The organism is Pseudomonas putida (assembly GCF_003228315.1).
Classification (GTDB): domain Bacteria; phylum Pseudomonadota; class Gammaproteobacteria; order Pseudomonadales; family Pseudomonadaceae; genus Aquipseudomonas; species Aquipseudomonas putida_S.
Window position 1 is genome coordinate 5895319 of record NZ_CP029693.1, and the last position, 26496, is coordinate 5921814.

Below are 26496 nucleotides of genomic sequence, written 5' to 3' on the forward strand. Positions count from 1 at the left end.
GCGCCTTGGTTTTTCAGGCTCCAGTAACGCGAATGCCCCGACGAGTCGGGGCATTCGTGGTCCAGGCGTTGGGCTTACATGTTCGGGTAAGTCGGGCCGCCGGCACCTTCAGGTGTCACCCAGGTGATGTTCTGCGCAGGATCCTTGATGTCGCAGGTCTTGCAGTGAACACAGTTCTGGGCATTGATCTGGAAGCGCTTCTCGCCGTCTTCCTTGGTCACCACTTCATACACGCCGGCCGGGCAGTAGCGCTGGGCCGGTTCGTCGTACAGCGGCAGGTTCTTCGCCAGCGGGATGCTCGGGTCGGTCAGCTTCAGGTGGCACGGCTGCTCTTCTTCATGGTTGGTACCGGAGATGAACACCGAGCTCAGTTTGTCGAAGCTGATTTTGCCGTCCGGTTTCGGGTAGTCGATCTTCTTGCAGTCGGCCGCCAGTTTCAGGCAAGCGTAATCCGGCTTGGTGTCGTGCAGGGTGAACGGCAGTTTGCCGCCGAAGATGTTCTGGTCCAGCCAGTTGAAGCCGCCGCCGACGATGGCGCCGAACTTGTGGATCGCCGGGCCGAAGTTGCGACTGGCGAACAGTTCTTCGTAGAGCCAGCTCTTCTTGAACGCGTCCACGTAGGTGGTCAGTTCTTCTGTTCCGTCCTTGTCGGCGAACAGTGCGTCAGCCACGGATTCGGCGGCGAGCATGCCGGACTTCATCGCGGTGTGGCTGCCCTTGATCTTGGCGAAGTTCAGGGTACCCAGGTCGCAACCGATCAGCGCGCCGCCCTTGAAGACCATTTTCGGCAGCGAGTTCAGGCCGCCCTTGCAGATGGCGCGAGCGCCGTAGCTGATGCGCTTGCCGCCTTCCAGGTACTGCTTGAGCACTGGGTGATGCTTGAGGCGCTGGAATTCGTCGAACGGCGACAGGAAGGTGTTGCTGTAGGACAGGTCGACGATCAGGCCGACCACGACCTGGTTGTTTTCCAGGTGATAGAGGAACGAGCCGCCAGTGTTCTCGGTGCCCATGATGTCCATCGGCCAACCGGCGGTGTGGACCACCAGGCCAGGCTGGTGCTTGGCCGGGTCGACTTCCCAGATTTCCTTCAGGCCGATGCCGTAGTGCTGGGCGTCGGCATCGCTGTCGAGGTTGAAGCGCTTGATCAGTTGCTTGCCGATGTGGCCACGGCAGCCTTCGGCGAACAGCGTGTATTTGCCACGCAGCTCCATGCCCGGGGTGTACAGGCCGTCTTTCGGATGGCCTTCTCGGTCAACGCCCAGATCACCGGTGATGATCCCGCGAACGATACCGTTTTCATCGAACAGCGCTTCCTGAGCGGCGAAGCCCGGGTAGATTTCCACGCCCAGGTTCTCGGCCTGCTGGGCCAGCCAGCGGCACAGGTTGCCCAGCGAAATGATGTAGTTGCCTTCGTTGTGCATGGTCTTGGGCACAAAGAAGTCAGGGATTTTCTGCGCGCTGTCGGCGTTTTTCAGGACGAAGATGTCGTCACGGGTCACTGGCGTATTCAGCGGCGCGCCGAGTTCTTTCCAGTCCGGGAACAGTTCGTTCAGGGCGCGTGGTTCGAACACGGCACCGGACAGGATGTGAGCACCGACCTCGGAGCCTTTTTCAACCACGCAGACGCTGATTTCCTTACCGGCTTCGGCGGCCTTCTGCTTCAGTCGGCAGGCGGCGGACAGGCCAGCGGGGCCGGCACCGACGATGACCACGTCGAATTCCATGTATTCGCGTTCCACAGGCTATCTCCTACTCAAGGCTCAACAGTTTTTCTAATTTTCAAGGTTTGGTGTCGCATCCATGAATCCCGTCGCAGTGTCGGGAGAGGACAATCGATCGACCACCTTTGTCTTTGGGTGGCGCATTATATCTACACCACTCTCAGGGTCCAATACAAACGTTTGTTTGAATTGGCTCAAAGCCAGAGAAATCAAAGTCACGCGGGTTATGAACGGCTATTTTGCCGTATTGACCGGAATAGGTGTTCCGGTCAAGATACGGGCGGTTTTGCGCTCGCCGTAGGCTGAATACAGGTATCAAGAGCACCTCTAAAGACAGGGCGAAGGCAGTGGAAAGTGAGGCACCGTTCGGATTCAACGCGCAGTTTACACGCCGCGATATTGAATGACCCGGTGGTCACTCCTGACGAATGGTCAAGGGCATCATGAGTGATGGTCGCTTGACACACATGCCGGCGTTTTTGGAGGTGCCCTTGGGCCCGATGAGCATCAACCGCCAGGTTCGCCTAGGCGACTTTCTTTTCACCGGAGAGTAACGAGGAATCCATGAAGGTTCTTGTAGCTGTCAAACGCGTTGTGGATTACAACGTCAAGGTCCGCGTCAAGGCGGACAATTCCGGCGTCGATCTTGCCAACGTCAAGATGTCGATGAACCCATTCTGCGAAATCGCTGTGGAAGAAGCCGTACGCCTGAAAGAGAAAGGCGTTGCGTCTGAAATCGTCGTCGTCTCCGTAGGCCCGTCCACCGCTCAGGAGCAACTGCGTACCGCACTGGCTCTGGGTGCCGACCGCGCCATCCTCGTCGAATCCGCCGAAGACCTGACTTCCCTGGCCGTTGCCAAACTGCTGAAGGCCGTTGTCGACAAGGAACAGCCTCAGCTGGTGATCCTTGGTAAACAAGCCATCGACAGCGACAACAACCAGACTGGCCAGATGCTGGCTGCATTGAGCGGCTACGGTCAGGGCACGTTCGCCTCCAAGGTTGAGATCAGCGGCGACAGCGTAGCTGTTACCCGTGAGATCGACGGCGGCCTGCAAACCGTTTCCCTGAAACTGCCGGCGATCGTTACCACCGACCTGCGTTTGAACGAGCCGCGCTACGCGTCCCTGCCAAACATCATGAAAGCCAAGAAGAAGCCTCTCGAGACGCTGACTCCGGACGCTTTGGGCGTTTCCACCGCCTCCACCAACAAGACCGTGAAAGTCGAAGCGCCTGCTGCACGCAGCGCGGGTATCAAGGTCAAGTCGGTGGCTGAACTGGTCGAGAAACTGAAAAACGAAGCGAAGGTAATCTAATCATGACTATCTTGGTAATCGCTGAACACGATAACAAAGCGCTGGCTGCGGCCACGCTGAACACCGTTGCTGCCGCTGCCAAAATCGGCGGCGACATTCACGTTCTGGTTGCCGGCCAAGGCGCTGGCGCCGTGGCTGAAGCCGCTGCAAAAGTCGCTGGCGTGAGCAAGGTCCTGAACGCTGACAACGCCGCTTACGCGCATCAGCTGCCGGAAAACATCGCTCCTCTGGTTGCAGAACTGGGCAAGGGCTACAGCCACATCCTGGCTGCCGCCACTTCCAACGGCAAAAACATCCTGCCGCGCGTTGCCGCTGCACTGGACGTTGACCAGATCTCCGAAATCATCTCGGTCGAAAGCGCTGACACCTTCAAGCGTCCGATCTATGCCGGTAATGCCATCGCTACCGTTCAGTCGAACGCTGCGGTCAAAGTGATCACCGTGCGCGCCACCGGTTTCGACCCGGTTGCCGCTGAAGGTGGTTCGGCTTCGGTTGAATCCGTTGCTGCTGCTCACGATGCTGGCATCTCCAGCTTCGTTGGCGAAGAACTGGCCAAGTCCGATCGTCCGGAACTGACCGCTGCCAAGATCGTCGTTTCCGGCGGCCGCGGCATGCAGAATGGCGACAACTTCAAACACCTGTACGCCCTGGCCGACAAGCTGGGCGCTGCCGTGGGCGCTTCCCGCGCCGCGGTCGACGCAGGTTTCGTACCGAACGACATGCAGGTCGGTCAGACCGGCAAGATCGTTGCGCCACAGCTGTACATCGCCGTCGGTATCTCCGGCGCGATCCAGCACCTGGCGGGCATGAAAGACTCCAAAGTGATCGTTGCGATCAACAAGGACGAAGAAGCGCCAATCTTCCAGGTGGCCGATTACGGCCTGGTGGCGGACCTGTTCGAAGCCATCCCTGAGCTGGAGCAGCTGGTTTAAGCCGGCAGCTTCACTTATAAAGAGCCCGACCTTTTGGTCGGGCTTTTTTTTGCTTTTCGTATCCCTGTAGGAGCGAGCCTGCTCGCGATGGTCGTTAACGTTGACGCGTGCATTCAGGCGAAACGCGGCGCGTTTGAAACCATCGCGAGCAGGCTCGCTCCTACAGTGGACATCACCAGATTTGATCGGGAGTGTATCGCCATGGATTTTCGCCTTGCGTTCAGCTTGCTGGGATTAGTGTTGTTGCCCGCATTGTCGAATGCCGCAGGCAAGTGCGAGCGATTGGTGGTCACCGGCAGTCCGGATGCACCACCCTACCTCTGGCAAGACCCGCAAAATCCCAAACACCTGATCGGTGCCAGCGCCGACCTGTTGCAACAAGTGGCGGGGGAACTGGGCATCAAGGTCGAGCTGCTCTATGCCGGCAAACGTTCCCAGGCCCTGGAGGAAGTGCGCAGCGGCCGGATGGACATGTTGGCTGATACCCCGCTGACAGTGAGCGAGCTGGAATCCCTGGACTACATACATCCACCGTTGCTGGAAAATGACTACCTGGTCTGGACTCGCAAGGACTCGCCATTGATTTACAACGACGTACAGGATTTGCACGGCCATGTCGGTGCCCTGTCGGAAAAGTCCAGGCTGACTGCGGAATTTGCCGCGTTTACCCAGCAGCAACTGTCGGTCATTCGCACACCCAACCTGACCCAGGCCTTCCAGAAGTTGCTGCTGGGCGAAGTGGAGTTTGTCCTGGCAGGTCGATACTCCGGCATGGCCATGGCGCAAACCCTGGGCATGGCCAATGACCTGATCGCTCGCGCACAACCCGTCGACAAGCCGGGATTGTTTCTGGCGCTTTCCCACAACTCGGCCTGCAACGATCCGTGGTTGCGCGGACAGCTGGCCAAAAAGATGACAGAATTGCCCGCGTCCGGACTGACGGAGGCTGTGTTGCAACGCAATATCGAGCGCTGGAATACACAGCAGAAACAGCCTGTCAGTACCCCAAAACAGTAGGGATTCTTAGTGAGTATTCGACCTCTTTTCGCTGCCCTGGCCGTTCTGGCTCTGGCGGGTTGCGCAACCGATCCAGCCCCCAATGAACAGATGCGCCTTACCGCGCAGGCGCTTGAACAAGCCAAGGCCGTGGGTGCCAGCGCCGATGACGTGCCGGAAATGAAGCTGGCGGAAGAAAAGTACAATCGTGCCAAGGGCAGCATGGCCGATCAATCCTTCAAGAACGCGCGCATGCGGGCCGAGCAGGCCGAACTGGATGCGCGCCTGGCCGAGGCGAAGGTCCTGACCCTCAAGAGCGAGGAACAGGTGAACGTGCTCAATACCCGCATCGCCCGTCTGCGCAAGCAAGTGGGAGATGCCCAATGAACCTCGGCTCCAAGGTGATCGGTGGTTTGATCCTGGCAGGTTGCGCGAGCCTTTACGGCTGCGCCGGTCAACACAGTGAAGCGGCGTTGCAGCAGGCCGGGGCCGACTTCCAGAAGGTCAAGGAAGACTCCAATGTATTGCGAATTGCCCCCAAGGATGTCATTCGCGCCGGTGAGTCCCTGGCCCGTGCCGATCGCCTGTCCTCCTATTGGGGCAGCGGCTCGGATGTGGCGCATTACGCCTACCTGAGCCAGCGTTACAGCGAAATCGCCAGGGAGCACACCAATCAGGTGCTCAATGAAGAGCGCGCAGCCAAGCTCGAACTGGAACGCCAGCGCCTGCAACTGGCGTTGCGCGAATCCAAGCTGTTCAGCGTACAACAGCAAGGCAAATGGCTCGAAGAGCAGATCGTGGCGCTGGCCACCACCCAGACTGATCGTGGCCTGGTCATGACCTTGGGCGATGTGCTGTTCGATACCGGTGAGGCAGAACTTAAAAACTCCGCCAACCGCGTGGTGTTGAAGATCGTGCAGTTCCTCCAGCTCAATCCCAAGCGTGTGGTGCGCATCGAAGGCTATGCCGACAGTACCGGCGGCAAGCAGGAAAACCTCAAGCTGTCCCGTGACCGTGCGCAATCGGTGGCGGACGTGCTGATGGACCTGGGCATCGACGACAAGCGTATTCAGGTCGAGGGGTACGGTGATGAGTACCCAGTGGACGCCAACGCTTCCGAGCGCGGACGCGCTCAGAACCGGCGGGTGGAAATCGTGTTTTCGGACGAAAAAGGCCAGCTCGGCGCCGCCCGCTAAGGGCTGCGTCTCTGGAAAGCCCGGCCTGTCATGCAGTGCCGGGCTTTTTTGTGCCTGCCAACTCGTTGGCAAAACAGTACAGTTTTTTGCTGACACTGCACTGTATGGTCGACTATTGTGATAACTGTCCCAGTACACTTCCTAACTGTTCCGGTATCGTTTCCTACAAGAATAAAATGCCTGTGAAATCGAGTGCTGCGTCATGACCAACCTCCTGCTCTACCAACGTATTGCTCAACAGCTGGCTGAAGACATCCGTCGCGGGGTCTATCAACCGGGGGAGCGCGTGCCTTCGGTGCGCAAGATGAGCTCGCAGCTCAATGTCAGTCATGCCACGGTCTTGCAGGCCTATGCCAACCTCGAGGACCAGGGGTTGATCCGTGCCCGGCCGCAGTCGGGTTACTACGTACACCAGACGCCGGCCCTGACCGCGCCGACTCCGGACATTGCCCGGGTGGAGCGTCCCGGTCTGGTCACGCGCAGTAGCATCATCCAGCAGGTATTGGTCGAGTCCCGCCGGGAAGGGGTGTTTCCGTTGGGCGCGGCGGTGCCGAGTGTCGATTACCTGCCGGTTCGGGCGCTGCATCAGCAATTGGCCAAAGTCACCCGTTTCCACAGCCCTCGTGCCTTCAGCTACATGTTCAGCCCCGGTTTCGAGCCGCTGCGCCGGCAAGTGGCGATTCGCATGCGCGATGCCGGCGTGGTGGTGGACCCCTCGGAAGTGGTGATCACCCACGGTTGCGTCGATGCCTTGCAGATGTCCCTGCGAGTGCTGACCCGTCCAGGGGATCTGATCGCTGCCGAGTCGCCGACCTATTACGGTTTACTGCAACTGGCCGATCTGTTGGGTCTGAAGGTCATCGAGATCCCCAGTGATCCCGCCACGGGCATGAGCCTTGAGGCCTTGCAGCTGGCGGCCAATCAGTGGTCGATCAAGGCACTGGTGTTGACCACCCGGCTGAGCAACCCTTTGGGCGGCACCATGCCCGAAGAGCGGCAGAAACAGTTGTTGCGCCTGGCGTCGGATTTCGACATCCAAATCGTCGAGGACGATATCTATGGCGAACTGATGTTCGAGCAGGGCCGTACCAAGGCGCTCAAGGCGTATGACCGGCTGGACCGGGTGATTTATTGCTCGAGCTTCTCCAAAACCTTGTCGCCGGGTGTGCGGATCGGCTGGATGATTGCCGGCAAGTTTCAGCAGGAAATCCAGCGCCTGCAAACCTTCAGTACCCATTCGGCCTGCAGCGTCACGCAAATGGGCATCGCTGCCTATCTGGAGAATGGCGGTTACGACCGGCACTTGCGCTACATCCGTCAGGAATATCGCAAGAACCTCAGCGCCTTCCAGCTGGCGGTGCAGCAGTATTTCCCCGAAGGCACGCAAATGACCCGGCCAACCGGTGGTTTCATTCTGTGGGTGAGCCTGCCGGGAAGGGTCAATACCCAGGAGTTGCATGTGCGAGCCTTGCAGCAGGGCATCAGCATTGCGCCGGGTCTGATTTTCAGTAATACCGAGCAGTTCAATCACTGTATCCGGCTCAACTGCGGCATTCCCTGGAACCGGGAAGCCGAACGTGCCTTGATGACCCTGGGCATGCTGGCTACCCAACTTTGCCAGGAGACGGCCATCGGCCTGTGACCCCGTGGGCGGGCTTTGCCTGACCACGCTTGTCATGTCACGTGCAACAGGCGAGCATATGGCCTCTGTATCGTTTGCGCCGAGTGCGCCGTTGAGTCCATGAAACCGATTTTCCCTGCCGCCTGGTTATTGATCTGCCTGTCAGTCAGCATCCAACCTATCACCGTTTTGGCCGCGTCCGTTCAGGACAAGCCGGCCACCAGCACGGCCTCGAAAAAAACCGCACCCGCCAAAGCCGCACCCGCCAAAAAAGCAGCCCCGGCCAAAAAACCGGCTGCTGTCGTCAAAAAACGACCACCGGTGGCCTCCAAGTCGAAGCCGGCCAGCGAGGTGGTCAAGACCCAGCTTCCTCCCGCCAAACTCGACTTGAGTCTTCCCCGGGACATGGTCGACGAACTGGAACCTGTTGGCACCGTACCCTTGCCCAAACGCGATCCGGTGTTGCCGCAAATGTTCGGCGACAAGACCGGCAGCAGTGGGTTTCAGCTCAATGGACGCCTGATCAGCAACGAAATGCAGCTGCAACTGCGCAATGAAGAGCGTCGTGAAGTCGAAGGCGCGGCACTGGAGTTCGAATTCAAGCGGTAAATGACACCGGACCGCGAGCCGCGGACCAGACGCTTTGTCGGAGACTGCCCGGTCACACCTGCTTACAGGTAAAAACCCTCCGTTCGGTAATTTAAAACAACTGTTTAAGCGGTTACTCTGTGCCCCGTCCTTTCACACATCGCCCGTCGCGAGGAGCTTGTCGTCATGAAATGCCGTGAAGGCTGTGGCGCCTGTTGCATAGCCCCATCCATCAGTTCAGCCATCCCCGGCATGCCCTTGGGCAAGCCAGCCGGGGAGCGTTGTGTGCAATTGTCTGCCGAAAATCTGTGCAATATTTTCGGCCAGCCCGAGCGCCCGGCGGTTTGCTCGGGGTTCAAGGCGGACGCAGAGGTGTGCGGCAACAGCAGTGAAGAAGCCATCCGGTTGATTGGCTGGTGGGAGCAAATGACGGCGGCGTGATGTGTTCGACGAACGGAACTTCAACAATAAGGAATAAAACTATGGGTTCGCTGCATCGTTTAGCTGTGTTGTGTGGGTTGACGGCGGTTCTGGCCACTTCGGTTGCCCAGGCCGAAGACTGGAAAGTCGCCAAGAACGAAGACGGCATCAAGGTGTCCCTGAGTGAGGTAGCCGGCTCCGATTACAAGGCTTACCAGGGCGTCGTTCTGATGAAGACCACCGTGGCCAAGCTGCGCGCGTTGCAGGAAGACGTGGCCGGTGCCTGTGCCTGGATTCACGAATGCAAGACCCAGAAACTGCTCAAGCACGAAGGCGATCAAAGCTGGACCTACACCCAGTTCAATACACCCTGGCCGGTCACTCCGCGTGATTCGATACTGCATGTCACCACCATCGCAGGCGCCGACGGCAGCCTGACCCGCAAGCTCGAAGGCGTGCCCAAGTACCTTCCTGAAGAAAAAGGCTTTGTGCGGGTGGCCAAGGTCGATGGCTTCTGGAAGTTCGAGCCTCAGGGTGATCAGGTCAAAGTGACCTATCAGGTGCACACCGAACCGGGTGGCAGCGTGCCGTCGATGGTTGCCAACAAGTTTGTGGTCGATGCGCCGTTCAATACCTTGAAAAACCTCAAGGCGCTGGCCGAGAAGTAAATCCCGACACACCTCCTCTTGTAGGAGCTGCTGCAGGCTGCGATCTTTTGATCTTGCTTTTAACCATCAAAAGATCGCAGCCTCGCTGCGCTCGACAGCTCCTACAAAGCTCCTACTCCATTCCTACAGCCTGCATTCAGCCAGCACCCTTTATTGTGTTTCTGAATATTCGCTGTACGAAATTTTCACGAAGCCTCCAAGACAATTCGCGCGCGTTGGCATGATCGAACAGTAATCAATGGCAATGCCTTGATTGATCGTGCAACATTTGCGCACCGCGCAAACCCCGGGGCCAGGTAATTGGCCAACAGAGGGCAGGGCGCAGCTGCATTTTTGAAACTTCAACTTCCAATGGGTCCTAAAACGACATGGCAATTCCGGACGCCCTGAATCAGCAGCGAGCTTCTAGTCGCCTGCTGCAACCGACCGTCAAATCGCATCTGGCCTACACCTTGTTGTGTGCCCTGGTCATGATGGTCATGTTCAGCCTGCTGCGCGTCGCGCTGCTGGTCTACAACCGCGAGATGATCCTCGACACGCCGGCCTCGACCTTTGTCGAAGCGTTCGCCAACGGCCTGCGTTTCGACCTGCGTCTGGTGGTGTACCTCAGCGTTCCGTTGCTGCTGGCGCTGTTCAGTGCCCGGGCCATGGCGGCGCGCGGCTTTTTCCGTTTCTGGCTGACCGTGGCCTCCAGCATCACCCTGTTCCTGGGCCTGATGGAGATGGATTTCTACCGTGAGTTCCACCAGCGCCTGAACGGCCTGGTCTTCCAGTATGTGAAGGAAGACCCGAAAACCGTGATGAGCATGCTCTGGTACGGTTTCCCGGTGGTTCGCTACCTGCTGGCCTGGGCCGTGGGCACCTGGATCCTCAGCCTTGCCTTCAAGGGCGCGGACCGCGCGACCCGTCCACGTGGTCCTTTCAGCGGCGGCAGCATCAATGCCCGGCAGGTCGCCCCTTGGTACACGCGTGTTGCAGTGTTCGTGGTCTGCCTGGTGATCTGCGTGGTCGCAGCCCGTGGCACCCTGCGTCAGGGCCCGCCAATGCGTTGGGGTGACGCCTACACCACCGATTCCAACTTCGCCAACCAGCTGGGTCTCAACGGCACGCTGTCCCTGGCGACGGCGGCGAAGAGCCGGATGTCCGAAGATCGCGACAACATCTGGAAAGCCACGTTGCCACAACCGCAGGCGCAGCAGACCGTGCGCGACATGTTGGTGATGAAGGACGAGAAGCTGGTGGACAGCGAGACCGCGGCAGTACGTCGCGACTATACGCCGCCGGCCGACAAGACCCTGCCGATCAAGAACGTTGTCGTGATCCTGATGGAAAGCATGGCCGGTCACTCGGTGGGCGCGCTGGGCGGCCCGGGTAACATCACCCCGTACCTGGACCAACTGTCGAAGGAAGGCCTGCTGTTCGACCGCTTCTTCTCCAACGGTACCCACACCCACCAGGGCATGTTCGCCACCATGGCATGCTTCCCGAACCTGCCGGGTTTCGAATACCTGATGCAGACACCGGAAGGCAGCCACAAACTGTCCGGCCTGCCGCAGTTGCTCAGCGCCCGTCACTACGACGACGTGTATGTCTACAACGGCGACTTCGCCTGGGACAACCAGTCCGGTTTCTTCAGCAACCAGGGGATGACCAACTTCGTCGGACGTAACGACTTCGTCAACCCGGTGTTCTCCGACCCGACCTGGGGTGTGTCCGACCAGGACATGTTCAACCGTGGCCTGGAAGAGCTCAAAGCCCGCGACGGCAAGGACAAGAAACCGTTCTATGCCCTGCTGCAAACCCTGTCCAACCACACGCCATACGCCTTGCCGACGCCATTGCCGGTCGAGCGCGTGACCGATCGTGGCAGCCTGAACGAGCACTTGACGGCCATGCGTTACGCCGACTGGGCACTGGGTCAGTTCTTCGAGAAAGCCCGCAAGGAGCCGTACTTCAAGGAAACCCTGTTTGTCATCGTCGGCGACCACGGCTTCGGCAACGAGCGCCAGATCACCGAAATGGACCTGGGCCGTTTCAACGTGCCGATGCTGATGATCGCCCCGGGCATCCAGGAAAAATTCGGCAAGCTTGACCACACCGTCGGCACTCAGGTCGACATCGTGCCGACCATCATGGGCCGTATCGGTGGCGAAGTACGTCACCAGTGCTGGGGTCGCGATCTGCTCAACCTGCCGGAAGGCGATACCGGCTTTGGCGTGATCAAGCCATCGGGTAGCGAGCAGACCACGGCCATCGTGACGGCGGACCAGATCCTGGTGTTGCCGAAAGACAAGGACATGGCACCGAAGATGTACGCCTACGAGCTGGGCGCCAACCCGCATGCCGAGGTCATCCCGGATGCACCGCGTACCGCGGAAATGCGCACCAAGCTGGAATCGTTCCTGCAAACGGCAACCAAGAGCCTGCTCGATAACACCGCCGGTGTTGTCGACGGCAAGCCGGACTAAGTACCCGCGTTAATAAAAAGAGGCCCTTTCAAGGGCCTCTTTTTTTGCGGTTGGAAACTTCATATCTTGCCGAGCAACAACAGGATCAATATCACTACCAACACCACGCCGATGATACCGGAGGGTCCATAACCCCAGCTTCTGGAGTGCGGGAAGACCGGCAGGCCACCGATCAGTAACAGGATCAGAATGATGAGTAGAATTGTGCCCATGTCTATTTCCTTGCTGTAAGTAGTCAGGAATGACCGAGTTGTTAATGGTCAGCGGGAATGCGATTAATTCGAGCTGCTTAAAAATTCCGACTGCCGCGCTTCGAAGAAAATTCCAAGTTTTTTTCATGTTTTTCGAACATCGGATTAATTCGTTGCGCAAGCGCTAGTTGCCGACGTTTTGCTCGGGCCATTCAGCAATCTGATGGAGCGTGGGTCGGGCAATGTCCTTCGCTACACTCAGGCGCATCTTCCCCGGAACAACAAGGCTGTTTGCTATGCAAAATCGCATGATGATCACTGGTGCGGGCTCCGGCCTGGGTCGCGAAATCGCGCTGCGCTGGGCGCGTGAAGGCTGGCAACTGGCCTTGTCCGATGTCAGCGAGCCAGGCTTGCAGGAAACCCTGAAGCTGGTCCGCGAAGCCGGTGGCGACGGTTTCATCCAGCGTTGCGATGTGCGTGACTACAGCCAATTGACGGCTTTCGCCCAGGCTTGTGAATCGAAGTTCGGCGGCATCGATGTGATCGTTAACAATGCCGGCGTAGCGTCGGGCGGTTTTTTCAGTGAGTTGTCCCTGGAGGACTGGGACTGGCAGATCGCGATCAACCTGATGGGCGTGGTCAAGGGCTGCAAGGCCTTCCTGCCACTGCTGGAGGCGAGCAAAGGCAAGATCATCAACATCGCGTCCATGGCGGCACTGATGCAAGGCCCGGCCATGAGCAACTACAACGTGGCCAAGGCCGGTGTGGTGGCGTTGTCCGAAAGCCTGCTGATTGAGCTGGCGCACCAGGAAGTGGGCGTGCATGTGGTCTGCCCATCGTTCTTCCAGACCAACCTGCTGGACTCCTTCCGTGGTCCGACCCCAGCCATGAAAGCGCAGGTTGGCAAGTTGCTGGAAAGCTCGCCGATCAGTGCGGCTGATATTGCTGACTACATCTACCAACAGGTCGCCGCCGGTGAGTTCATGATTCTGCCTCACGAACAGGGCCGCATGGCCTGGGCACTCAAGCAGAAGAACCCACAGCTGCTGTACAACGAAATGACCGTCATGGCCGACAAGATGCGCGCCAAGGCCAAGCAAACCGCGGGCTGAACTTGCCCCGCAGCGACAGCCTCGTTAGGGTGGCCGCCAATGGCAATCCTGACGAGACGCTCGCATGCTTAATTACCTGTGGTTCTTCCTCGCCGCGCTGTTTGAAATCGCCGGCTGTTTCGCCTTCTGGATGTGGCTGCGCCAGGGCAAAAGCGTTTGGTGGGTGGTGCCAGCGCTGCTCAGCCTGACCTTGTTCGCCCTGCTGCTGACTCGCGTCGAGGCCACTTATGCCGGTCGTGCCTACGCGGCTTACGGCGGCATCTACATCATTGCGTCGATTGGCTGGCTGGCGGTGGTCGAGCGGATCCGTCCGCTGGGCTCGGACTGGATCGGCGTGGCGCTTTGCGTGATCGGGGCCAGTGTCATCCTTTTCGGCCCGCGTTTTTCCGCTTCCTGAAGGATCCGTCCTGCATTTAACGCGACCTGTCAGACGTTTCCGTCAGGAGGTCTGGTCGCAGCCTGTCAGTCCGTTCTGGATTACAGCCGTTGCCTTGAAGCGCTGCCAGGGGCCGGGCATCTTCAAGGTTCGGTAATCCTGAAGGACGAAGGTCATGCTAGTACTCAGTCGCGGTGTGGGTGAATTGATTTCAATCGGCGGCAGCATCTCCATACGCGTTTTGGCTGTTGATGGAAACAGCGTGCGTTTTGGCGTCGAGGCGCCGCGCAGCGTCAATGTGCACCGATCGGAGATTTACGAGCGGATCCAGCGCAAGGAGCCGAAAAAGGAAAAATCAGTCGAATAGATGTTTGGGCACGTCGTGCTTAAGCATCAACTGGCATTGCTCGCTTTCCGGGTCGAAGACGATCAGTGCCTGGCCCTTGATCAACGCCTGGCGCACCCGCAGTACGCGGGTTTGCAGCGGCGTATCGTCGCCGTTGTCGGTACCGTCGCGGGTAACAAAGTCTTCGATCAGGCGGGTCAGGGTATCGACTTCAAGTTGGTCGTGGGGAATCAGCATAGGCACCTCGGGGAAACAATGTCGGGATGCTACGGCGAATGTTGTTTTGCGGCTAGCCTGGGGTTGATGTGTTGTCTGATACGCCGCCATCGCGAGCAGGCTCGCTCCCACAGGGGGTCGCGGCTAACTGTGGGAGCGAGCCTGCTCGCGATGGCGATTTTTCCGACGACAGAAATCCCCGATCAGTTATCCGACCGCTGCCCCACCAGACTGTCCACCGACGGTACCCGCGTATCACTCTCCATCTGCGTGTCATGTTCGAGCTGATGACTGAACCGGTCCAGCGAACCCGTGGCCGGTTGCGCATCGCTGGCGAACACCGGTGGGCTCAGGATGTAAGCACCGAGTAGACGGCTTAGCGCTGCAAGACTGTCGATGTGCGTGCGTTCATAGCCGTGGGTCGCATCGCAGCCGAAGGCGAGCAGGGCGGTGCGGATGTCATGGCCGGCGGTCACCGCCGAATGGGCATCGCTGAAGTAGTAGCGGAACAGGTCGCGACGCACGGGCAATTCATTGTCGCTGGCCAGGCGCAGCAGATGCCGTGACAAGTGATAGTCATACGGCCCGCCGGAGTCCTGCATCGCGATGCTCACGGCGTGCTCGCTGGAATGCTGACCGGGCGCGACCGGTGCAATGTCGATGCCGACGAATTCGCTGACGTCCCATGGCAGGGCCGCCGCCGCACCGCTGCCGGTTTCCTCGGTGATCGTGAACAGCGGATGACAGTCGATCGACAACGTTTCGCCGCTGTCGACGATGGCTTTCAACGCCGCCAGCAGTGCCGCGACACCGGCCTTGTCGTCGAGGTGACGGGCACTGATGTGGCCGCTTTCGGTGAACTCCGGCAACGGGTCGAAGGCGACGAAATCACCGACGCTGATCCCCAGCGAATCGCAATCGGCACGGGTCGCGCAGTAGGCGTCCAGACGCAGTTCAACGTGGTCCCAACTGATCGGCATTTCATCCACGGCGGTGTTGAAGGCGTGCCCGGAAGCCATCAGCGGCAACACGCTGCCACGGATCACACCGTTGTCGGTGAACAGGCTCACCCGACTGCCCTCGGCAAAACGACTGGACCAGCAGCCCACGGGGGCGAGAGTCAGGCGGCCGTTGTCCTTGATCGCACGCACGGCGGCGCCAATGGTGTCCAGGTGTGCTGAAACCGCGCGGTCCGGGCTGTTTTTCTTGCCTTTGAGAGTGGCGCGGATTGTACCGCGGCGGGTCATTTCGAAAGGAATACCGAGTTCTTCAAGGCGTTCGGCGACATAGCGCACGATGGTGTCGGTGAACCCGGTGGGGCTGGGAATGGCGAGCATTTCCAGCAGGACTTTTTGCAGGTAAGTCAGGTCCGGCTCTGGGAATTTACTGGTCATGGAAACTCCTGATGGGTTGAGCACATCGATGGTTTCGATGAGGAGGATTGTTGTTGCCTGTCAGGCCGCCATCGCGAGCAGGCTCGCTCCTACAGGGAGCTGCGATCCAATGTAGGAGCGAGCCTGCTCGCGAAGGGGCCGGTGCAGACACCACATCACTTGCAGGCCACCGACTGACTATGCGGAAACAACAAATCCACAAACCGCTCGGCCGTCGGTTGCGGTTCATGGTTGGCCAGTCCCGCACGTTCGTTGGCTTCGATAAAAACGTACTCTGGCTGATCGGCGGCAGACACCATCAGATCGAGGCCGACCATGGGAATGTCCAGCGCCCGCGCGGCACGCACCGCGGCATCCACCAACGTCGGGTGCAGGATTGCGGTGACATCCTCAAGTATCCCGCCCGTATGAAGATTCGCCGTACGGCGTACGAACAAATGCTCGCCCGCCGGCAGAATGCTGCTGTAGTCATAACCCGCGTCATGCAAGGTGCGCTGCGTCTCGTGGTCCAGCGGGATTCTGCTCTCGCCGCCCGTGGCCGCCTGACGCCGTCGGCTCTGGGCTTCAATCAGCGCGCCTATCGAGTGCTGACCATCGCCCACCACCTCCGCCGGCCGTCGAATCGCGGCGGCGACCACTTCAAACCCGATCACCAGAATCCGCAGGTCGAGACCTTCGTGGAAGCTCTCCAGCAGAACGCGGTTGTCGAATCGACGGGCCGCTTCAATGGCTTGCTGGACGTCTTCGATGGTGCGCAGATCCACAGCCACCCCATGCCCCTGTTCACCGTCCAGTGGCTTGACCACCACCCGATGGTGCTCGTCGAGAAACGCCAGGTTGTCATCGGCATTACCCGCCAATTGCTGAGCCGGCAGGTTCAGGCCGGCGGCCTTGAGTACTTTATGAGTCAGGCTTTTGTCCTGGCACAAGGTCATGCTGACAGCGCTGGTCAGGTCGCTGAGGGATTCGCGGCAGCGCACCCGGCGACCGCCATGACTGAGGGTGAACATCCCGGCATCGGCGTCATCCACCTGCACATCGATACCGCGCCGATGGGCTTCCTCAACGATGATTCGTGCATAAGGATTGAATTCGGCTTCCGGACCGGGGCCGAGAAACAGCGGCTGATTGATACCGTTCTTGCGCTTGATGGCAAAGGTCGAGAGGGTGCGAAAACCGAGCTTGGCGTAGAGATTTTTCGCCTGACGGTTGTCGTGCAGCACCGACAGGTCGAGGTAACTCAGACCGCGACTCATGAAGTGTTCGATCAAGTGCCGTACCAGTACCTCGCCAACGCCCGGCCGTGAGCAGTGCGGATCGACCGCGAGGCACCACAGGCTGCTGCCGTTCTCTGGATCGTTGTAGGCCTTGCGATGGTTGAGACCCATGACGCTGCCAATCACCGCGCCACTGTCCTCGTCCTCGGCCAGCCAGTACACAGGGCCACCCGAGTGATGCGGGGTCAGCAGGGTCGCATCGATGGGCAGCATGCCGCGCGCCTGATACAGCTGGTTGATCGCCTGCCAGTCCGCCTCGCTTTGCGCGCGGCGAATGCGAAAGCCGCGGAACACCCGGGTGGCCTGGCGGTAGTCGCTGAACCACAGGCGCAAGGTGTCCGATGGGTCGAGGAACAACTGGGTGGGTTCCAGCCCCAGCACTTGCTGGGGTGCGGCGACGTACAGCGCGATGTCGCGTTCACCGGGCTGCTCGTTGAGCAACTCCCGGGCGAGACTGGCCGCATCGGAGAAGGTGTGGCCGATCAGCAACCGGCCCCAGCCGCAATGCACGGCGATTGGGGCGGCACCGAGTTCGCTGCCGTCTTCGGCAAGACGCGCCTGCAAGCGTTCGTAGGAAGGCGTCTGACCTCGCAGCAAACGCTGGCTGATGGCCGTAGCGTGAGGTTTCATCGATCAGATTCCTTGTTCGCTGAGCCACAGGTTCAGGGCCGCCAGTTGCCACAGCTTGGAACCGCGCAACGGGGTCAACTGGCCTTGCGGATCGGTCAACAGGCGATCGAGCATGGCCGGGTTGAACAGACCGCGATCCTGACTCGGATCGAGCAGCAGTTCGCGCACCCAGTTAAGCGTCTCGCCCTGCAGGTGCTTGAGTCCGGGCACCGGGAAGTAACCTTTCTTGCGGTCGATCACTTCGCTGGGGATCACCAGCCGCGCGGCTTCCTTTAGCACTTGCTTGCCACCGTCCGGCAGTTTGAATTTGCCAGGCACCCGAGCCGATAGCTCCACCAGGCGATAGTCGAGAAACGGCGTACGCGCTTCCAGGCCCCAGGCCATGGTCATGTTGTCGACGCGTTTGACCGGGTCGTCCACCAGCATCACCGTGCTGTCCAGGCGCAAGGCCTTATCCACCGCCGCATCGGCGCCAGGTTGTGCGAAATGTTCCTTCACGAAGTCGCCGGCGGCGTCATTCGCGGTCAGCCATTTCGGCTGCACGGTGGCGGCGTAGTCGTCGTAGCTGCGGTCGAAAAACGCCTCCCGATAAGCGGCGTACGGATCGCTGGCACCGTCGACCTGCGGGTACCAGTGGTAACCGGCAAACAACTCGTCGGCACCCTGGCCGCTTTGCACCACTTTGCAGTGCTTGGCCACTTCCCGAGACAGCAGGTAGAAGGCGATGCAGTCATGGCTGACCATCGGTTCGCTCATCGCGCGGAACGCGGCGGGCAGTTGTTCGATGATCTCTTTTTCATCGATACGCAATTGATGGTGCTGCGTGCCGTAATGCTTGGCGATCAGGTCCGAGTATTGGAATTCATCGCCGCGTTCGCCGCCGGCATCCTGGAAGCCAATGGAGAAGGTCGAGAGGTTTTCCACACCGACTTCACGCAACAGTCCGACCAGCATGCTGGAATCGACGCCGCCGGACAGCAGCACACCCACATCCACTGCCGCACGCTGACGAATCGCCACCGCCTCGCGGGTGCTGTCGAGGACGCGATCGCGCCAGTCTTCCAGCGTCAGGTTCATCTCGTCGGCGCGCGGGCCGTAGGGCAGGGTCCACCAGGTTTGTTGTTCGGTGGTGCCGTCCGCCTCGATGCGCATCCAGGTCGCCGGTGGCAGCTTTTCGATGCCAGCCAGCAAGGTGCGCGGTGCGGGGACCACGGCGTGAAAACTCAGGTAGTGATTGAGCGCGACCGGATCGAGGATCGGATTGATATCACCGCCCTTGAGCAACGCCGGAAGAGACGAGGCAAAACGCAGGCGCTGGCCGGTGCGCGACAGATACAACGGCTTGACGCCGAGGCGGTCGCGGGCGATGAACAGGCGTTGGGCATCGCGATCCCAGATGGCGAACGCGAACATGCCGTTGAGTTTCGGCAGCAGCGCCTCACCCCAGGCGTGGAAGCCCTTGAGCAGCACCTCGGTGTCGCCACCGGAATAGAAGGCATAACCCAGGCTTTCCAGCTCGGTGCGCAGTTCCGGGAAGTTGTAGATCGCGCCGTTGAAGGCCAGGGAAAGACCCGATTGATGGTCGATCATCGGCTGCGCCGAGGCATCCGACAGGTCCATGATTTTCAGGCGCCGATGGCCCAGGGCAATCGGTCCCTGACTGTGGAAACCCCAGGCGTCAGGGCCGCGTGGTGCCAGGTGATGGGTGATTTGCTCAATGGCTGCAAGGTCTGCAGGTTGATGATCAAAACGTAACTCGCCAGCTAATCCGCACATAAATTCCTTACCGGTTTTTCCGTTGGGGAGGGTCAATCGATACCCGGCCAAAATGGCGGGTACTCAGAAACTGACCCGCCTCGGTAACCGGAGTTTTAGACCGATCGGTTATAAGCAACGGCGCAAGGGTAAATGGCGGGCGTGGCACAGGTGCGCAGTGCGAGGGCGGTAGTTAATCGTGGGATGCATGGGAGTAGTTGCTTGGATGGGCTCCGGTTGCACCCGGTATTCGAATTATTCATGACCGGCCCGGCTTCATAGACTGAGCACTTCTCAACGCAATAAGGATATTGCTCATGCTCCCCCAAACGCCCAAGCCCATCCCGGCGACAGCGCCAATTTCAGCTGCACAACACCTCGAAGTTCTGCTGGAGCACACCGGTGATCTGGACAAGGCAGAAGCACTGAAAGCGTCTATTCCACAGTGGTTGGCGACTACGGACCTGAAAGTGGTACAGGCGCTGAACATCACGTTCCAGCAATTATTCATGGCTCAAGACAAGGCTCGAGTGGCGCTCGAAAAGCTCAAGCCGCTGGATGAATTCTGTAAAGAGCAACTGACCGTCTTTCTCAAGGGTAAATGGACCGTCGGTTTCGATGTCGAGCGCGACACACTGGAGATCACTACAAGAAAGTATTCATCGACCGGACTTTTGCCGTTAGGCGTTCTGGCTGAAGAGACCACCCACTCACGCAGCCTGCTTCAGGCAGCCATGGAAAATTTCACGGCAGAGGAAGCTAACGGCGGCGTACCTCCAGTGGACGCAGTAATACGCATTGACGCAAAGATTCAGTCAGGGACTGAAATACCACCGGAAAAATTCGCAAAACACTGTCGCGACCTCGATTTGGGGGCCAGGTATCAACGTCATATCAGTCAGGCCCTGGCATTGCCGGCCAAACCCGCAAAGGGGGGACTTGTCGACAACAAGGCCAGCGCTGCCGACATCCGACGATTGAAGGTGCTGGACATGCTGGTGGCCCTTCACATGGCTCATCTGAAAAAGGACATCACGCCCGCCGTTTATACGATGCTGCTCAGTGTGATCGAACAGGATGTTCCAGCGGCCCAGACCAGGAATGCCTTGTTCGATGGCGGGCCGGTGCTTTGGCAAGGTCTGATGATCGATGACGCCTGCCTCTGTGGCGCACTGGTGTTTACCAAGGTATCCATCGATACCCGGCCGAAAGCCCGGTGCGTGGTTTACATGCCGAACGAGCCTCGGCGACCGCTTTTCGAATACGCCTCGCTGGATGATTTCAAGGCCTATCTCACCCTCCATCTGCAAAGCACAAGCTACAGAAAAACCTTCGCCGAGCAGTATCTGCATGGCCACGATAAAACCGATTTCTTCACGCGCTTTGATAGTGGCAAGACCCTGGGGGTGCTGGCTGCCGGTCCGGCCGACACCTGCGTTGCCGATTTTCTCTTCAGCGCTTTTGTCAGCACGATTCAAGAAGACGCGCGGATCCTGGCTGTCCCGACCGAAGAGGTCGATGAGCAACAACGGGAAAAAACCCTTCAGGTGTTGTTGAGTGGGGGGCTTTTGCTGTTAAACGCCGCCTCGTTTTTCGTCCCTGCCATTGGCCAATTGATGTTGCTGACAGCTGTCGTCGACATCGTCAGCGAGGTCTACGAGGGTGTGGTCGACTGGACACACGGCGAGCGAACCGAGGCGTTGTCCCACTTGTTGAACGTGGTGGAAAACCTTGCGCAAATGGCGGCGTTTGCGGCAGGCAGCAAGATTATTTCGACAGCCATCAGCACAAGGGTGAAAGAGCAGCAGGCATTCTTCGACGGTCTCGAGGCCGTCACTCGTACGGATGGCAAAACAAGATTATGGAAACCCGACCTCGAACCCTATAAGCAAATCACGACGTTGCCGGCTGATTTGCAACCCGATTCGCAAGGGCTTTACCAGCATGCAGGTCAGACCTCGATCGTCATGGAGGGCGCGCCCTATCGTGTCATGCGCAAAGGCGCGGGGACGCCATGGATCATTAACCATCCTGTTCGTGGCGAAGCGTTCCAGCCTGCCGTCGAACGAAACGTGGAGGGCGGCTGGAAGCATGTCCATGAACACGCGCATGAGTGGCACAGTGGTGCTTATGCGTTGGAGCGTACGAATCCGCTCCTGAGTGAGCTCGGCAGTGATCTGGAGAAGATTGCCGACATCACCGACATCACGCCTGACAAGTTGCACTGGCTCGACGAAAGCAACCTCAAGTTACCGGCGCGACTGAATGACTGCGTCGAACGCTTCAAAATCGACCGGCGCATCACCGCGATGGTTGCGGCGATGGAGCGGGGAGAGACAGTAAACACGGATTTTGTCCAGGAACAACTGCATTCGCTGCCGGGGTTGCCCGGCTGGCCGACGGAGCGTTTTATCGCAGTAGTCGACAAGGAAGAGGCGATCGTTTCACTGTTTCCGGAAACGGCACCGATAGAAGACGAGGTCAACTGTGTGCATGTATCCGAGGCACAGCTTGAAGCAGGGCAACTGCTTGATACGGTCATCGGTGGTCTCAAGCCCAACGAGGTCGAGGACCTGATCGGCAGTACGATCACTGAGTCCAAATCGCAGCGGTTGGCAAAGAAGATCGCCACCAGTCTCAAGAGTAATCGCCGGCCATTATTTGAGTGGCTCTATAAAACTCATGATGGCACCGCCATCGGTGACCTGGCCGCACTGCGCGAACACGCCGCTGGCCTGCCCACCCGCGTCTGCGAGGAGTTGTTGGCTAACGCTTCGGGCAGGGATCGCAGCTTTCTGCATGATCGCAAGATCCTTGGATCGGATCTCGCCCGGCAAGTCAGGGAAGCGCAGGCCACATTACGGCAAGATCGTGCGCTCACGGGGCTGCACCTGCCGCAACTGGCCAATGCTGACAGCGACAGACTGACGCTCGGATTGATGGACAGGGTGCAAGGCTGGAGTGACGGCTATCGACTTGAACTGCGACAGGGGTCAGAGACCGGTGCCTTGCTGGACAGCGTGGGTGAGGCTGATGCGCAGTCGCGAGCGGTCATCGTGAAAATGACCACCGGCTATAAGGTCACCCATCGCACAGGCAACGTATCTTCCACGCTGACGAGCGAAACGCTGCTTGAGGCGATACTGGATGCATTGACTTCCACTCAGCGCACCCAAATGGGACTCACTGGAGAAGATGCGCTAGATGTCCCGATGCTGCGATCGAGGCTGGTCAAGGCTGCCGCTGGCGATCCGGCTCACGTCGCGCGAGTGTTGCAGGGCGAGCGCCTGGTGACACCGAAACACCTTATGGCCTGTATACAGGCGGATAGCCCTGCCACAGGCTCTTATTCAAGGGGCCTGATTCGTAAAGTCAGAAAACTTTATCCACTGCTTACTGAAACCCAGGTTTCGGCGTTTCTCGACGGGGCCGGCAGCACCCTGATGCAGCGGGTGAATCGAATCCGGGAGCTTGAGCAACAACTGAAAAAGCTGCGTCAGTTGCTGCATGCCTGGCGCGATGACACCGTGCAAATGGCCACAGTGCCGGGGCGTATCAGCGATGTGCGCAGCAACCGTCGTCAGGTGGCCAGTGCCATTGAAAACAGCTGGCGTCGGGTCGAGCCGACACGCCTGCCGCATGATCAGCCATTCACCACGCTCAAGCTGGAGCGCAACCCGGCGGGACCGTTGCCAGCACTGACCGAACAGGATGTCGCCCATGTCCGTCATCTCTCGATCAAGGACATGGACGCGGGTGATGAACTGGCTTACTTCCTCAGGCCCTTCAAAGGATTGACCCGGCTGGAACTGGACGGGAACAAACTCACGCGCTTGCCCGAAGCGCTTTCGTACATGCCCAACCTTGAGCACCTGAGCCTGAACGATAATCAGCTGGTGCTGACCCAACATACGCTGCGCAAGCTGGCGGACATGCGTGAATTGCGAACCTTGTCGCTCAGTGGCAATCGCTTGGGGGCGACGGTTGATGTCAGCAAGATGTTTGATCTGCAAGGTCTGTTTCTGAGAGATACACACGCAACCGAGTTGCCGTTGGGGCTCAGTCGCTTGCCGTACCTGGACATGGTGGATCTGCGGGGCAACGAAATTGCGAATCTGCCCGACTGGCTGTTCACGATGCCGCGACGATTTTCCGAGTCGATCAATCTGCGGCATAACCCGTTGTCCACGCAGAGCGCGGCGAAATTGAAGGCTTATCGTGACACCACAGGCCTGGGGATGGGCTACCACGAAAATGATGCGGCGGTGATCAATGAGCAAATGGCCAGGGACCTGTGGATGCCTGACTCGCGAGAACAAGGCTATACCAGTCGCAACCAGGCATGGATCGCATTGAAGAACGAACCCGCTTCGGATGGTTTCTTCAGATTATTGGCAGAAGCAGGAAGCACGGCCGATAGTCGCTATGTGCGCGAAGACATGACTCGACGGGTCTGGAGCGTCATCGAGGCAACCGGGAAGGATTCGGCATTGCGCGAGCAATTGCTGTCGATGGCGGTGAAATCCAACTGCGCTGATTCTGCGGCGACGATCTTCAGCAATCTTGAAGTGGCCGTCGAAATCGACAAGGTGATTCGAGAGTCAGCCAATGCTCAGGATCGGGCTGCCCGCTTGCTCGGGTTGGGGCGCAGCCTGTTCAAGCTGGACTACCTCGCCAGGATCGCCCAGGAGCATATCAAGAACGAACCCAGGCTTGATCCGGTCGAGGTGGAACTGGCCTATCGCACCGGGCTGGCCGAAAGACTCGACCTGATCGGGCAGCCACGGCACATGCGATATGCATCACTCAGTGGCGTGAAATCCTCAGACCTGGACACCGCCTACGGCAGAGTCCTCGCAGCACAGCACTCCCCCGAACTGTTGAAGTATCTGAGTGGGCGCACGTTTTGGGTCGACTTTATGCGCGAGCACCATGGTAAGCAGTTTGCCGACCTTGCCGAGCCCTTTCACCAGCGCATGGAAACGGCCTTCGATGACCAGGCGAAGCTAGGTGATCAGTATCGCCAGCAGGTAGACGGCATCATGGATGAAATGCAAAAGGCGCAGACCGACTTGTTGGAGCGTTTGACCCAGGCGGCCATGAGGGCCGAAGAGTCAAACAGCTGCTTCGCTCTGGATTGAGTCTCAGGCCTTGCCGCGGATCACGCGACGCAAGACAAAGCGATTCGGGTGACAGGCCTCTGCCACCGCTCTTGGCAATGGCAGCGGTTCGTTGTCCAGCCAGGCGGCGAGCAATTCACCCGACAACGGTGCCGTGATCAGTCCTCGTGAACCGTGGCCGCTGTTGACATACAAGCCGTCCAGCCATGGACAAGGGATGTCCGGCGTTTGCCGGGCATCCTTGCCCAAGGCGCTATAGGCATCGACGAATGCCGGGCTGTCGGCCAGGGGGCCGACAATCGGCAGGTAATCGGGGCTGGTGCAGCGAAATGCGGCGCGTCCTTCCAGTGTTTCAGGTGCCAGGGTGTCCGTGCCGAGTCGAGCCACTAGATCCAATGAGATTTCTTCGAGCATCTGCAGGTTGCCTGCATGCTCGGCCGCCGTGGGGGTCAGATCGTCGTTGTTGAAATCGAAACTGGCACCCAGCGTGTGTTCACCCAATCGTGCCGGGGCAACATACCCCTCGGCGCAGACCACGGTGCTCAAACATTGACTGTCGGGTGTCTGGGGCAGGCGAGTAATCTGCCCTCGAATGCGCTTGAGCGGCAACTCGCTGCTGTAGGAAAAACGCTTGATCTCGGCAGCACCGGCCAGCACCACCACAGGCGCATCGGCCAGTAACCTGTCGCTATCCCATGCTTGCCATCGCCCATCCGCACGGCGCAGTTCCACTACCTCATGGTGCGTCAGCAATTGAATGTTCGATTGTGCGGCTTGCCATTGGCACAGGGCAGGGGGATGCACCCAACCGCCTTCGGGGTAAAACAGGCCACCCGATGGCAGCGCGATACCGGCGCGAGCTTCGGCGTGCGCCTGATCGAGCGTGTGCAGCAAGTCTTCGGGAAATGCCGCTGCCAATTGCGCCTGGCGTTCGGCTTCCTTGTCATTGAAGGCCAGTTGCAGGACCCCGCAACCATCCCAATCCACGCCTCTGTGCAAATGCTCAAGCAGGCGTCGGGTGTAACCGAATCCACTGACAATCAGCTGCGACAATGCCGTGCCATGGGCCGATAGCTTGAGGTAAAGCACGCCTTGAGGATTGCCCGAGGCTTCCTGCGCCAGTGCGGCGTGACGCTCCAGCAAGCTGACCTGCCAGCCCCGTGCCGCGAGGCTGGCAGCCGTTGCGCAACCGGCCAGCCCGGCGCCGATCACCAGTGCACGGCGCTCGTCGGTCAACGAGGTCGGTCGCGCAAACCACGGTTTGGTCACGGCTGGCTTCGGGGCTTCTTCCGGCCAGCCGATGAACGCGCCGCGCAGGATTTCCCATTTGTGGCCAATGCCCGGTGTGCGCTTCATCTTGAAACCGGCGGCGTTGAGCAAGCGCCGGACCCAACCGGTACTGGTGAAGGTGCTGATGGTCGATCCGGGGGCTGCCAGCCTGGCCAGTTCGGCAAACAGCTCGGCGGTCCACATATCCGGGTTTTTCGCCGGGGCGAAGCCGTCGAGAAACCAGGCGTCGATTTGCGCATCCAGTTGCGGTAGCTGTTCCAGGGCATCGCCGATCAGCAGGGTGAGGGTGACGCGCCCGCTATCGAGCACCAGGCGCTGAAAGCCTTGATGGATGGCCACGTACTGCGCCAGCAGCTGATCGGCAAACAGCTTGAGTTCCGGCCACAACGCCAGCGCCCGCTGCAGGTCCGGCAGACTCAACGGGTATTTCTCGACGCTGACAAAATGCAGGCGCGCACCGGCCACTGCGTGCAGCTCGAACAACTGCCAGGCACAGAGAAAATTCAGCCCGGTGCCGAAACCGGTCTCGCCAATCACCAGCCGTCCACCCACCGGCAACGCGGCGAAGCGCTCACGCAGTGCGTTCTGTTCAAGGAAGACGTAGCGGGTTTCGTCGAGTCCGGACAGGTCGGAGAAGTACACATCATCGAACACCCGCGAGCGCGGGAGGCCTTGGTCGTCCCAGTCGAGCTGGGCGTGGGGTGCTACAGGTTTCATGGCGGGCTCGGCATTGGCAAGGCGGCCATTCTAGCCGATCACGGGCCAGGTGCTTGATCCATGGCAACCTGTGTAAGGGCCCAGCCAATGAAAATGGGATTTCTCCCACACAGGAGAGGTCAATCCGCTAGTCTTGCTCAGATCTGGA

Annotated in this window: 21 protein-coding genes; 14 read left to right on the plus strand and 7 right to left on the minus strand. The window is 59.3% G+C overall.

Annotation, left to right across the window (positions count from 1 at the left end; translation table 11 throughout):
* Positions 1-74: 74 nt before the first annotated feature.
* Positions 75-1739 carry an electron transfer flavoprotein-ubiquinone oxidoreductase gene (locus DKY63_RS27635; RefSeq protein WP_110967024.1) on the minus strand — a complete coding sequence of 555 codons (1665 nt, stop codon included), beginning with the start codon at positions 1737-1739 and terminating at the stop codon, positions 75-77.
* 546 nt (positions 1740-2285) lie between these two features.
* Between DKY63_RS27635 and DKY63_RS27640 the strand changes: the two genes are divergently transcribed.
* The 10 genes from DKY63_RS27640 to DKY63_RS27685 all read left to right on the plus strand — a co-directional run bounded on the left by DKY63_RS27640 (position 2286) and on the right by DKY63_RS27685 (position 11924).
* The gene (locus DKY63_RS27640) at positions 2286-3035 is read left to right on the plus strand and encodes an electron transfer flavoprotein subunit beta/FixA family protein (protein WP_110967025.1); all 750 of its coding nucleotides are present in this window, start codon (positions 2286-2288) and stop codon (positions 3033-3035) included.
* 2 nt (positions 3036-3037) lie between these two features.
* Positions 3038-3967, plus strand: coding sequence for an electron transfer flavoprotein subunit alpha/FixB family protein (locus DKY63_RS27645; RefSeq protein ID WP_110967026.1), 930 nt, complete (start codon positions 3038-3040; stop codon positions 3965-3967).
* Between the two features lie 201 nt (positions 3968-4168).
* On the plus strand, positions 4169-4984 hold the full coding sequence (locus tag DKY63_RS27650) for a substrate-binding periplasmic protein (protein ID WP_110967027.1): 816 nt from the start codon (positions 4169-4171) through the stop codon (positions 4982-4984).
* Positions 4985-4993: 9 nt separating this feature from the next.
* A complete protein-coding gene (locus DKY63_RS27655) occupies positions 4994-5350 on the plus strand; it encodes a DUF4398 domain-containing protein (RefSeq protein ID WP_110967028.1) in 357 nt (118 codons plus the stop codon).
* Positions 5347-6159 carry an OmpA family protein gene (locus DKY63_RS27660; RefSeq protein WP_110967029.1) on the plus strand — a complete coding sequence of 271 codons (813 nt, stop codon included), beginning with the start codon at positions 5347-5349 and terminating at the stop codon, positions 6157-6159. Before DKY63_RS27655 ends, DKY63_RS27660 begins: the two co-directional genes overlap by 4 nt.
* A gap of 202 nt (positions 6160-6361) precedes the next feature.
* A complete protein-coding gene (locus DKY63_RS27665) occupies positions 6362-7801 on the plus strand; it encodes a PLP-dependent aminotransferase family protein (protein WP_110967030.1) in 1440 nt (479 codons plus the stop codon).
* 99 nt (positions 7802-7900) lie between these two features.
* Complete coding sequence (locus DKY63_RS27670) at positions 7901-8389, plus strand: translation initiation factor 2 (protein WP_110967031.1); 489 nt, start codon at positions 7901-7903, stop codon at positions 8387-8389.
* A 165-nt stretch (positions 8390-8554) separates the two neighbouring features.
* Positions 8555-8809 (plus strand): YkgJ family cysteine cluster protein, encoded by a 255-nt coding sequence (locus DKY63_RS27675; RefSeq protein ID WP_110967032.1) that lies wholly within the window; start codon positions 8555-8557, stop codon positions 8807-8809.
* Positions 8810-8850: 41 nt separating this feature from the next.
* On the plus strand, positions 8851-9456 hold the full coding sequence (locus tag DKY63_RS27680; protein ID WP_110967033.1) for an START domain-containing protein: 606 nt from the start codon (positions 8851-8853) through the stop codon (positions 9454-9456).
* Positions 9457-9824: 368 nt separating this feature from the next.
* On the plus strand, positions 9825-11924 hold the full coding sequence (locus tag DKY63_RS27685) for an LTA synthase family protein (protein WP_110967034.1): 2100 nt from the start codon (positions 9825-9827) through the stop codon (positions 11922-11924).
* A 59-nt stretch (positions 11925-11983) separates the two neighbouring features.
* Here the strand turns inward: DKY63_RS27685 and DKY63_RS27690 are convergent, their stop codons facing one another.
* Positions 11984-12142 carry a DUF3309 family protein gene (locus DKY63_RS27690; protein WP_170948722.1) on the minus strand — a complete coding sequence of 53 codons (159 nt, stop codon included), beginning with the start codon at positions 12140-12142 and terminating at the stop codon, positions 11984-11986.
* A gap of 269 nt (positions 12143-12411) precedes the next feature.
* Here DKY63_RS27690 and DKY63_RS27695 point away from each other — a divergent pair, with 269 nt between their 5' ends.
* The 3 genes from DKY63_RS27695 (at position 12412) to csrA (ending at position 13970) form a co-directional block, all read left to right on the plus strand.
* On the plus strand, positions 12412-13227 hold the full coding sequence (locus DKY63_RS27695) for an SDR family oxidoreductase (protein ID WP_110967035.1): 816 nt from the start codon (positions 12412-12414) through the stop codon (positions 13225-13227).
* A gap of 64 nt (positions 13228-13291) precedes the next feature.
* Complete coding sequence (locus tag DKY63_RS27700) at positions 13292-13624, plus strand: YnfA family protein (RefSeq protein ID WP_059406827.1); 333 nt, start codon at positions 13292-13294, stop codon at positions 13622-13624.
* 154 nt (positions 13625-13778) lie between these two features.
* Positions 13779-13970: a carbon storage regulator CsrA gene (csrA, locus tag DKY63_RS27705; protein WP_110967036.1), complete on the plus strand. Its 192-nt coding sequence runs from the start codon at positions 13779-13781 to the stop codon at positions 13968-13970.
* Here the strand turns inward: csrA and DKY63_RS27710 are convergent.
* From DKY63_RS27710 to DKY63_RS27725, 4 genes are all read right to left on the minus strand, one after another.
* Entirely contained in the window at positions 13959-14186 is a 228-nt protein-coding gene (locus DKY63_RS27710; protein WP_110967037.1) for a YheU family protein, read from the minus strand. The genes csrA and DKY63_RS27710 overlap by 12 nt on opposite strands.
* A gap of 182 nt (positions 14187-14368) precedes the next feature.
* A complete protein-coding gene (locus DKY63_RS27715; protein ID WP_110967038.1) occupies positions 14369-15559 on the minus strand; it encodes an osmoprotectant NAGGN system M42 family peptidase in 1191 nt (396 codons plus the stop codon).
* A 155-nt stretch (positions 15560-15714) separates the two neighbouring features.
* Complete coding sequence (gene ngg, locus DKY63_RS27720) at positions 15715-17466, minus strand: N-acetylglutaminylglutamine synthetase (RefSeq protein ID WP_110967039.1); 1752 nt, start codon at positions 17464-17466, stop codon at positions 15715-15717.
* Positions 17467-17469: 3 nt separating this feature from the next.
* Positions 17470-19242, minus strand: a complete 1773-nt coding sequence (locus DKY63_RS27725) for an N-acetylglutaminylglutamine amidotransferase (protein WP_110967040.1) — start codon at positions 19240-19242, stop codon at positions 17470-17472.
* Positions 19243-19538: 296 nt separating this feature from the next.
* On the opposite strand from DKY63_RS27725, the gene DKY63_RS27730 reads away from it, so the two are divergent.
* On the plus strand, positions 19539-24362 hold the full coding sequence (locus tag DKY63_RS27730) for an NEL-type E3 ubiquitin ligase domain-containing protein (RefSeq protein ID WP_110967041.1): 4824 nt from the start codon (positions 19539-19541) through the stop codon (positions 24360-24362).
* A 3-nt stretch (positions 24363-24365) separates the two neighbouring features.
* On the opposite strand, the gene mnmC is transcribed toward DKY63_RS27730, so the two are convergent.
* Positions 24366-26348, minus strand: a complete 1983-nt coding sequence (gene mnmC, locus DKY63_RS27735; RefSeq protein WP_110967042.1) for a bifunctional tRNA (5-methylaminomethyl-2-thiouridine)(34)-methyltransferase MnmD/FAD-dependent 5-carboxymethylaminomethyl-2-thiouridine(34) oxidoreductase MnmC — start codon at positions 26346-26348, stop codon at positions 24366-24368.
* Positions 26349-26496 lie beyond the last annotated feature (148 nt).

What these genes read in the sequence shown, in the direction of transcription:
- DKY63_RS27650 (WP_110967027.1), top strand. Translation starts at nt 4,169, where the DNA reads ATGGATTTTCGCCTTGCGTTCAGCTTGCTGGGATTAGTGTTGTTGCCC.
- DKY63_RS27640 (WP_110967025.1), top strand. Translation starts at nt 2,286, where the DNA reads ATGAAGGTTCTTGTAGCTGTCAAACGCGTTGTGGATTACAACGTCAAG.
- DKY63_RS27675 (WP_110967032.1), top strand. Translation starts at nt 8,555, where the DNA reads ATGAAATGCCGTGAAGGCTGTGGCGCCTGTTGCATAGCCCCATCCATC.
- mnmC (WP_110967042.1), bottom strand. Translation starts at nt 26,348, where the DNA reads ATGAAACCTGTAGCACCCCACGCCCAGCTCGACTGGGACGACCAAGGC.
- DKY63_RS27715 (WP_110967038.1), bottom strand. Translation starts at nt 15,559, where the DNA reads ATGACCAGTAAATTCCCAGAGCCGGACCTGACTTACCTGCAAAAAGTC.
- DKY63_RS27730 (WP_110967041.1), top strand. Translation starts at nt 19,539, where the DNA reads ATGCTCCCCCAAACGCCCAAGCCCATCCCGGCGACAGCGCCAATTTCA.
- DKY63_RS27710 (WP_110967037.1), bottom strand. Translation starts at nt 14,186, where the DNA reads ATGCTGATTCCCCACGACCAACTTGAAGTCGATACCCTGACCCGCCTG.
- csrA (WP_110967036.1), top strand. Translation starts at nt 13,779, where the DNA reads ATGCTAGTACTCAGTCGCGGTGTGGGTGAATTGATTTCAATCGGCGGC.
- DKY63_RS27700 (WP_059406827.1), top strand. Translation starts at nt 13,292, where the DNA reads ATGCTTAATTACCTGTGGTTCTTCCTCGCCGCGCTGTTTGAAATCGCC.
- DKY63_RS27725 (WP_110967040.1), bottom strand. Translation starts at nt 19,242, where the DNA reads ATGTGCGGATTAGCTGGCGAGTTACGTTTTGATCATCAACCTGCAGAC.
- ngg (WP_110967039.1), bottom strand. Translation starts at nt 17,466, where the DNA reads ATGAAACCTCACGCTACGGCCATCAGCCAGCGTTTGCTGCGAGGTCAG.
- DKY63_RS27660 (WP_110967029.1), top strand. Translation starts at nt 5,347, where the DNA reads ATGAACCTCGGCTCCAAGGTGATCGGTGGTTTGATCCTGGCAGGTTGC.
- DKY63_RS27665 (WP_110967030.1), top strand. Translation starts at nt 6,362, where the DNA reads ATGACCAACCTCCTGCTCTACCAACGTATTGCTCAACAGCTGGCTGAA.
- DKY63_RS27645 (WP_110967026.1), top strand. Translation starts at nt 3,038, where the DNA reads ATGACTATCTTGGTAATCGCTGAACACGATAACAAAGCGCTGGCTGCG.
- DKY63_RS27695 (WP_110967035.1), top strand. Translation starts at nt 12,412, where the DNA reads ATGCAAAATCGCATGATGATCACTGGTGCGGGCTCCGGCCTGGGTCGC.
- DKY63_RS27680 (WP_110967033.1), top strand. Translation starts at nt 8,851, where the DNA reads ATGGGTTCGCTGCATCGTTTAGCTGTGTTGTGTGGGTTGACGGCGGTT.
- DKY63_RS27685 (WP_110967034.1), top strand. Translation starts at nt 9,825, where the DNA reads ATGGCAATTCCGGACGCCCTGAATCAGCAGCGAGCTTCTAGTCGCCTG.
- DKY63_RS27670 (WP_110967031.1), top strand. Translation starts at nt 7,901, where the DNA reads ATGAAACCGATTTTCCCTGCCGCCTGGTTATTGATCTGCCTGTCAGTC.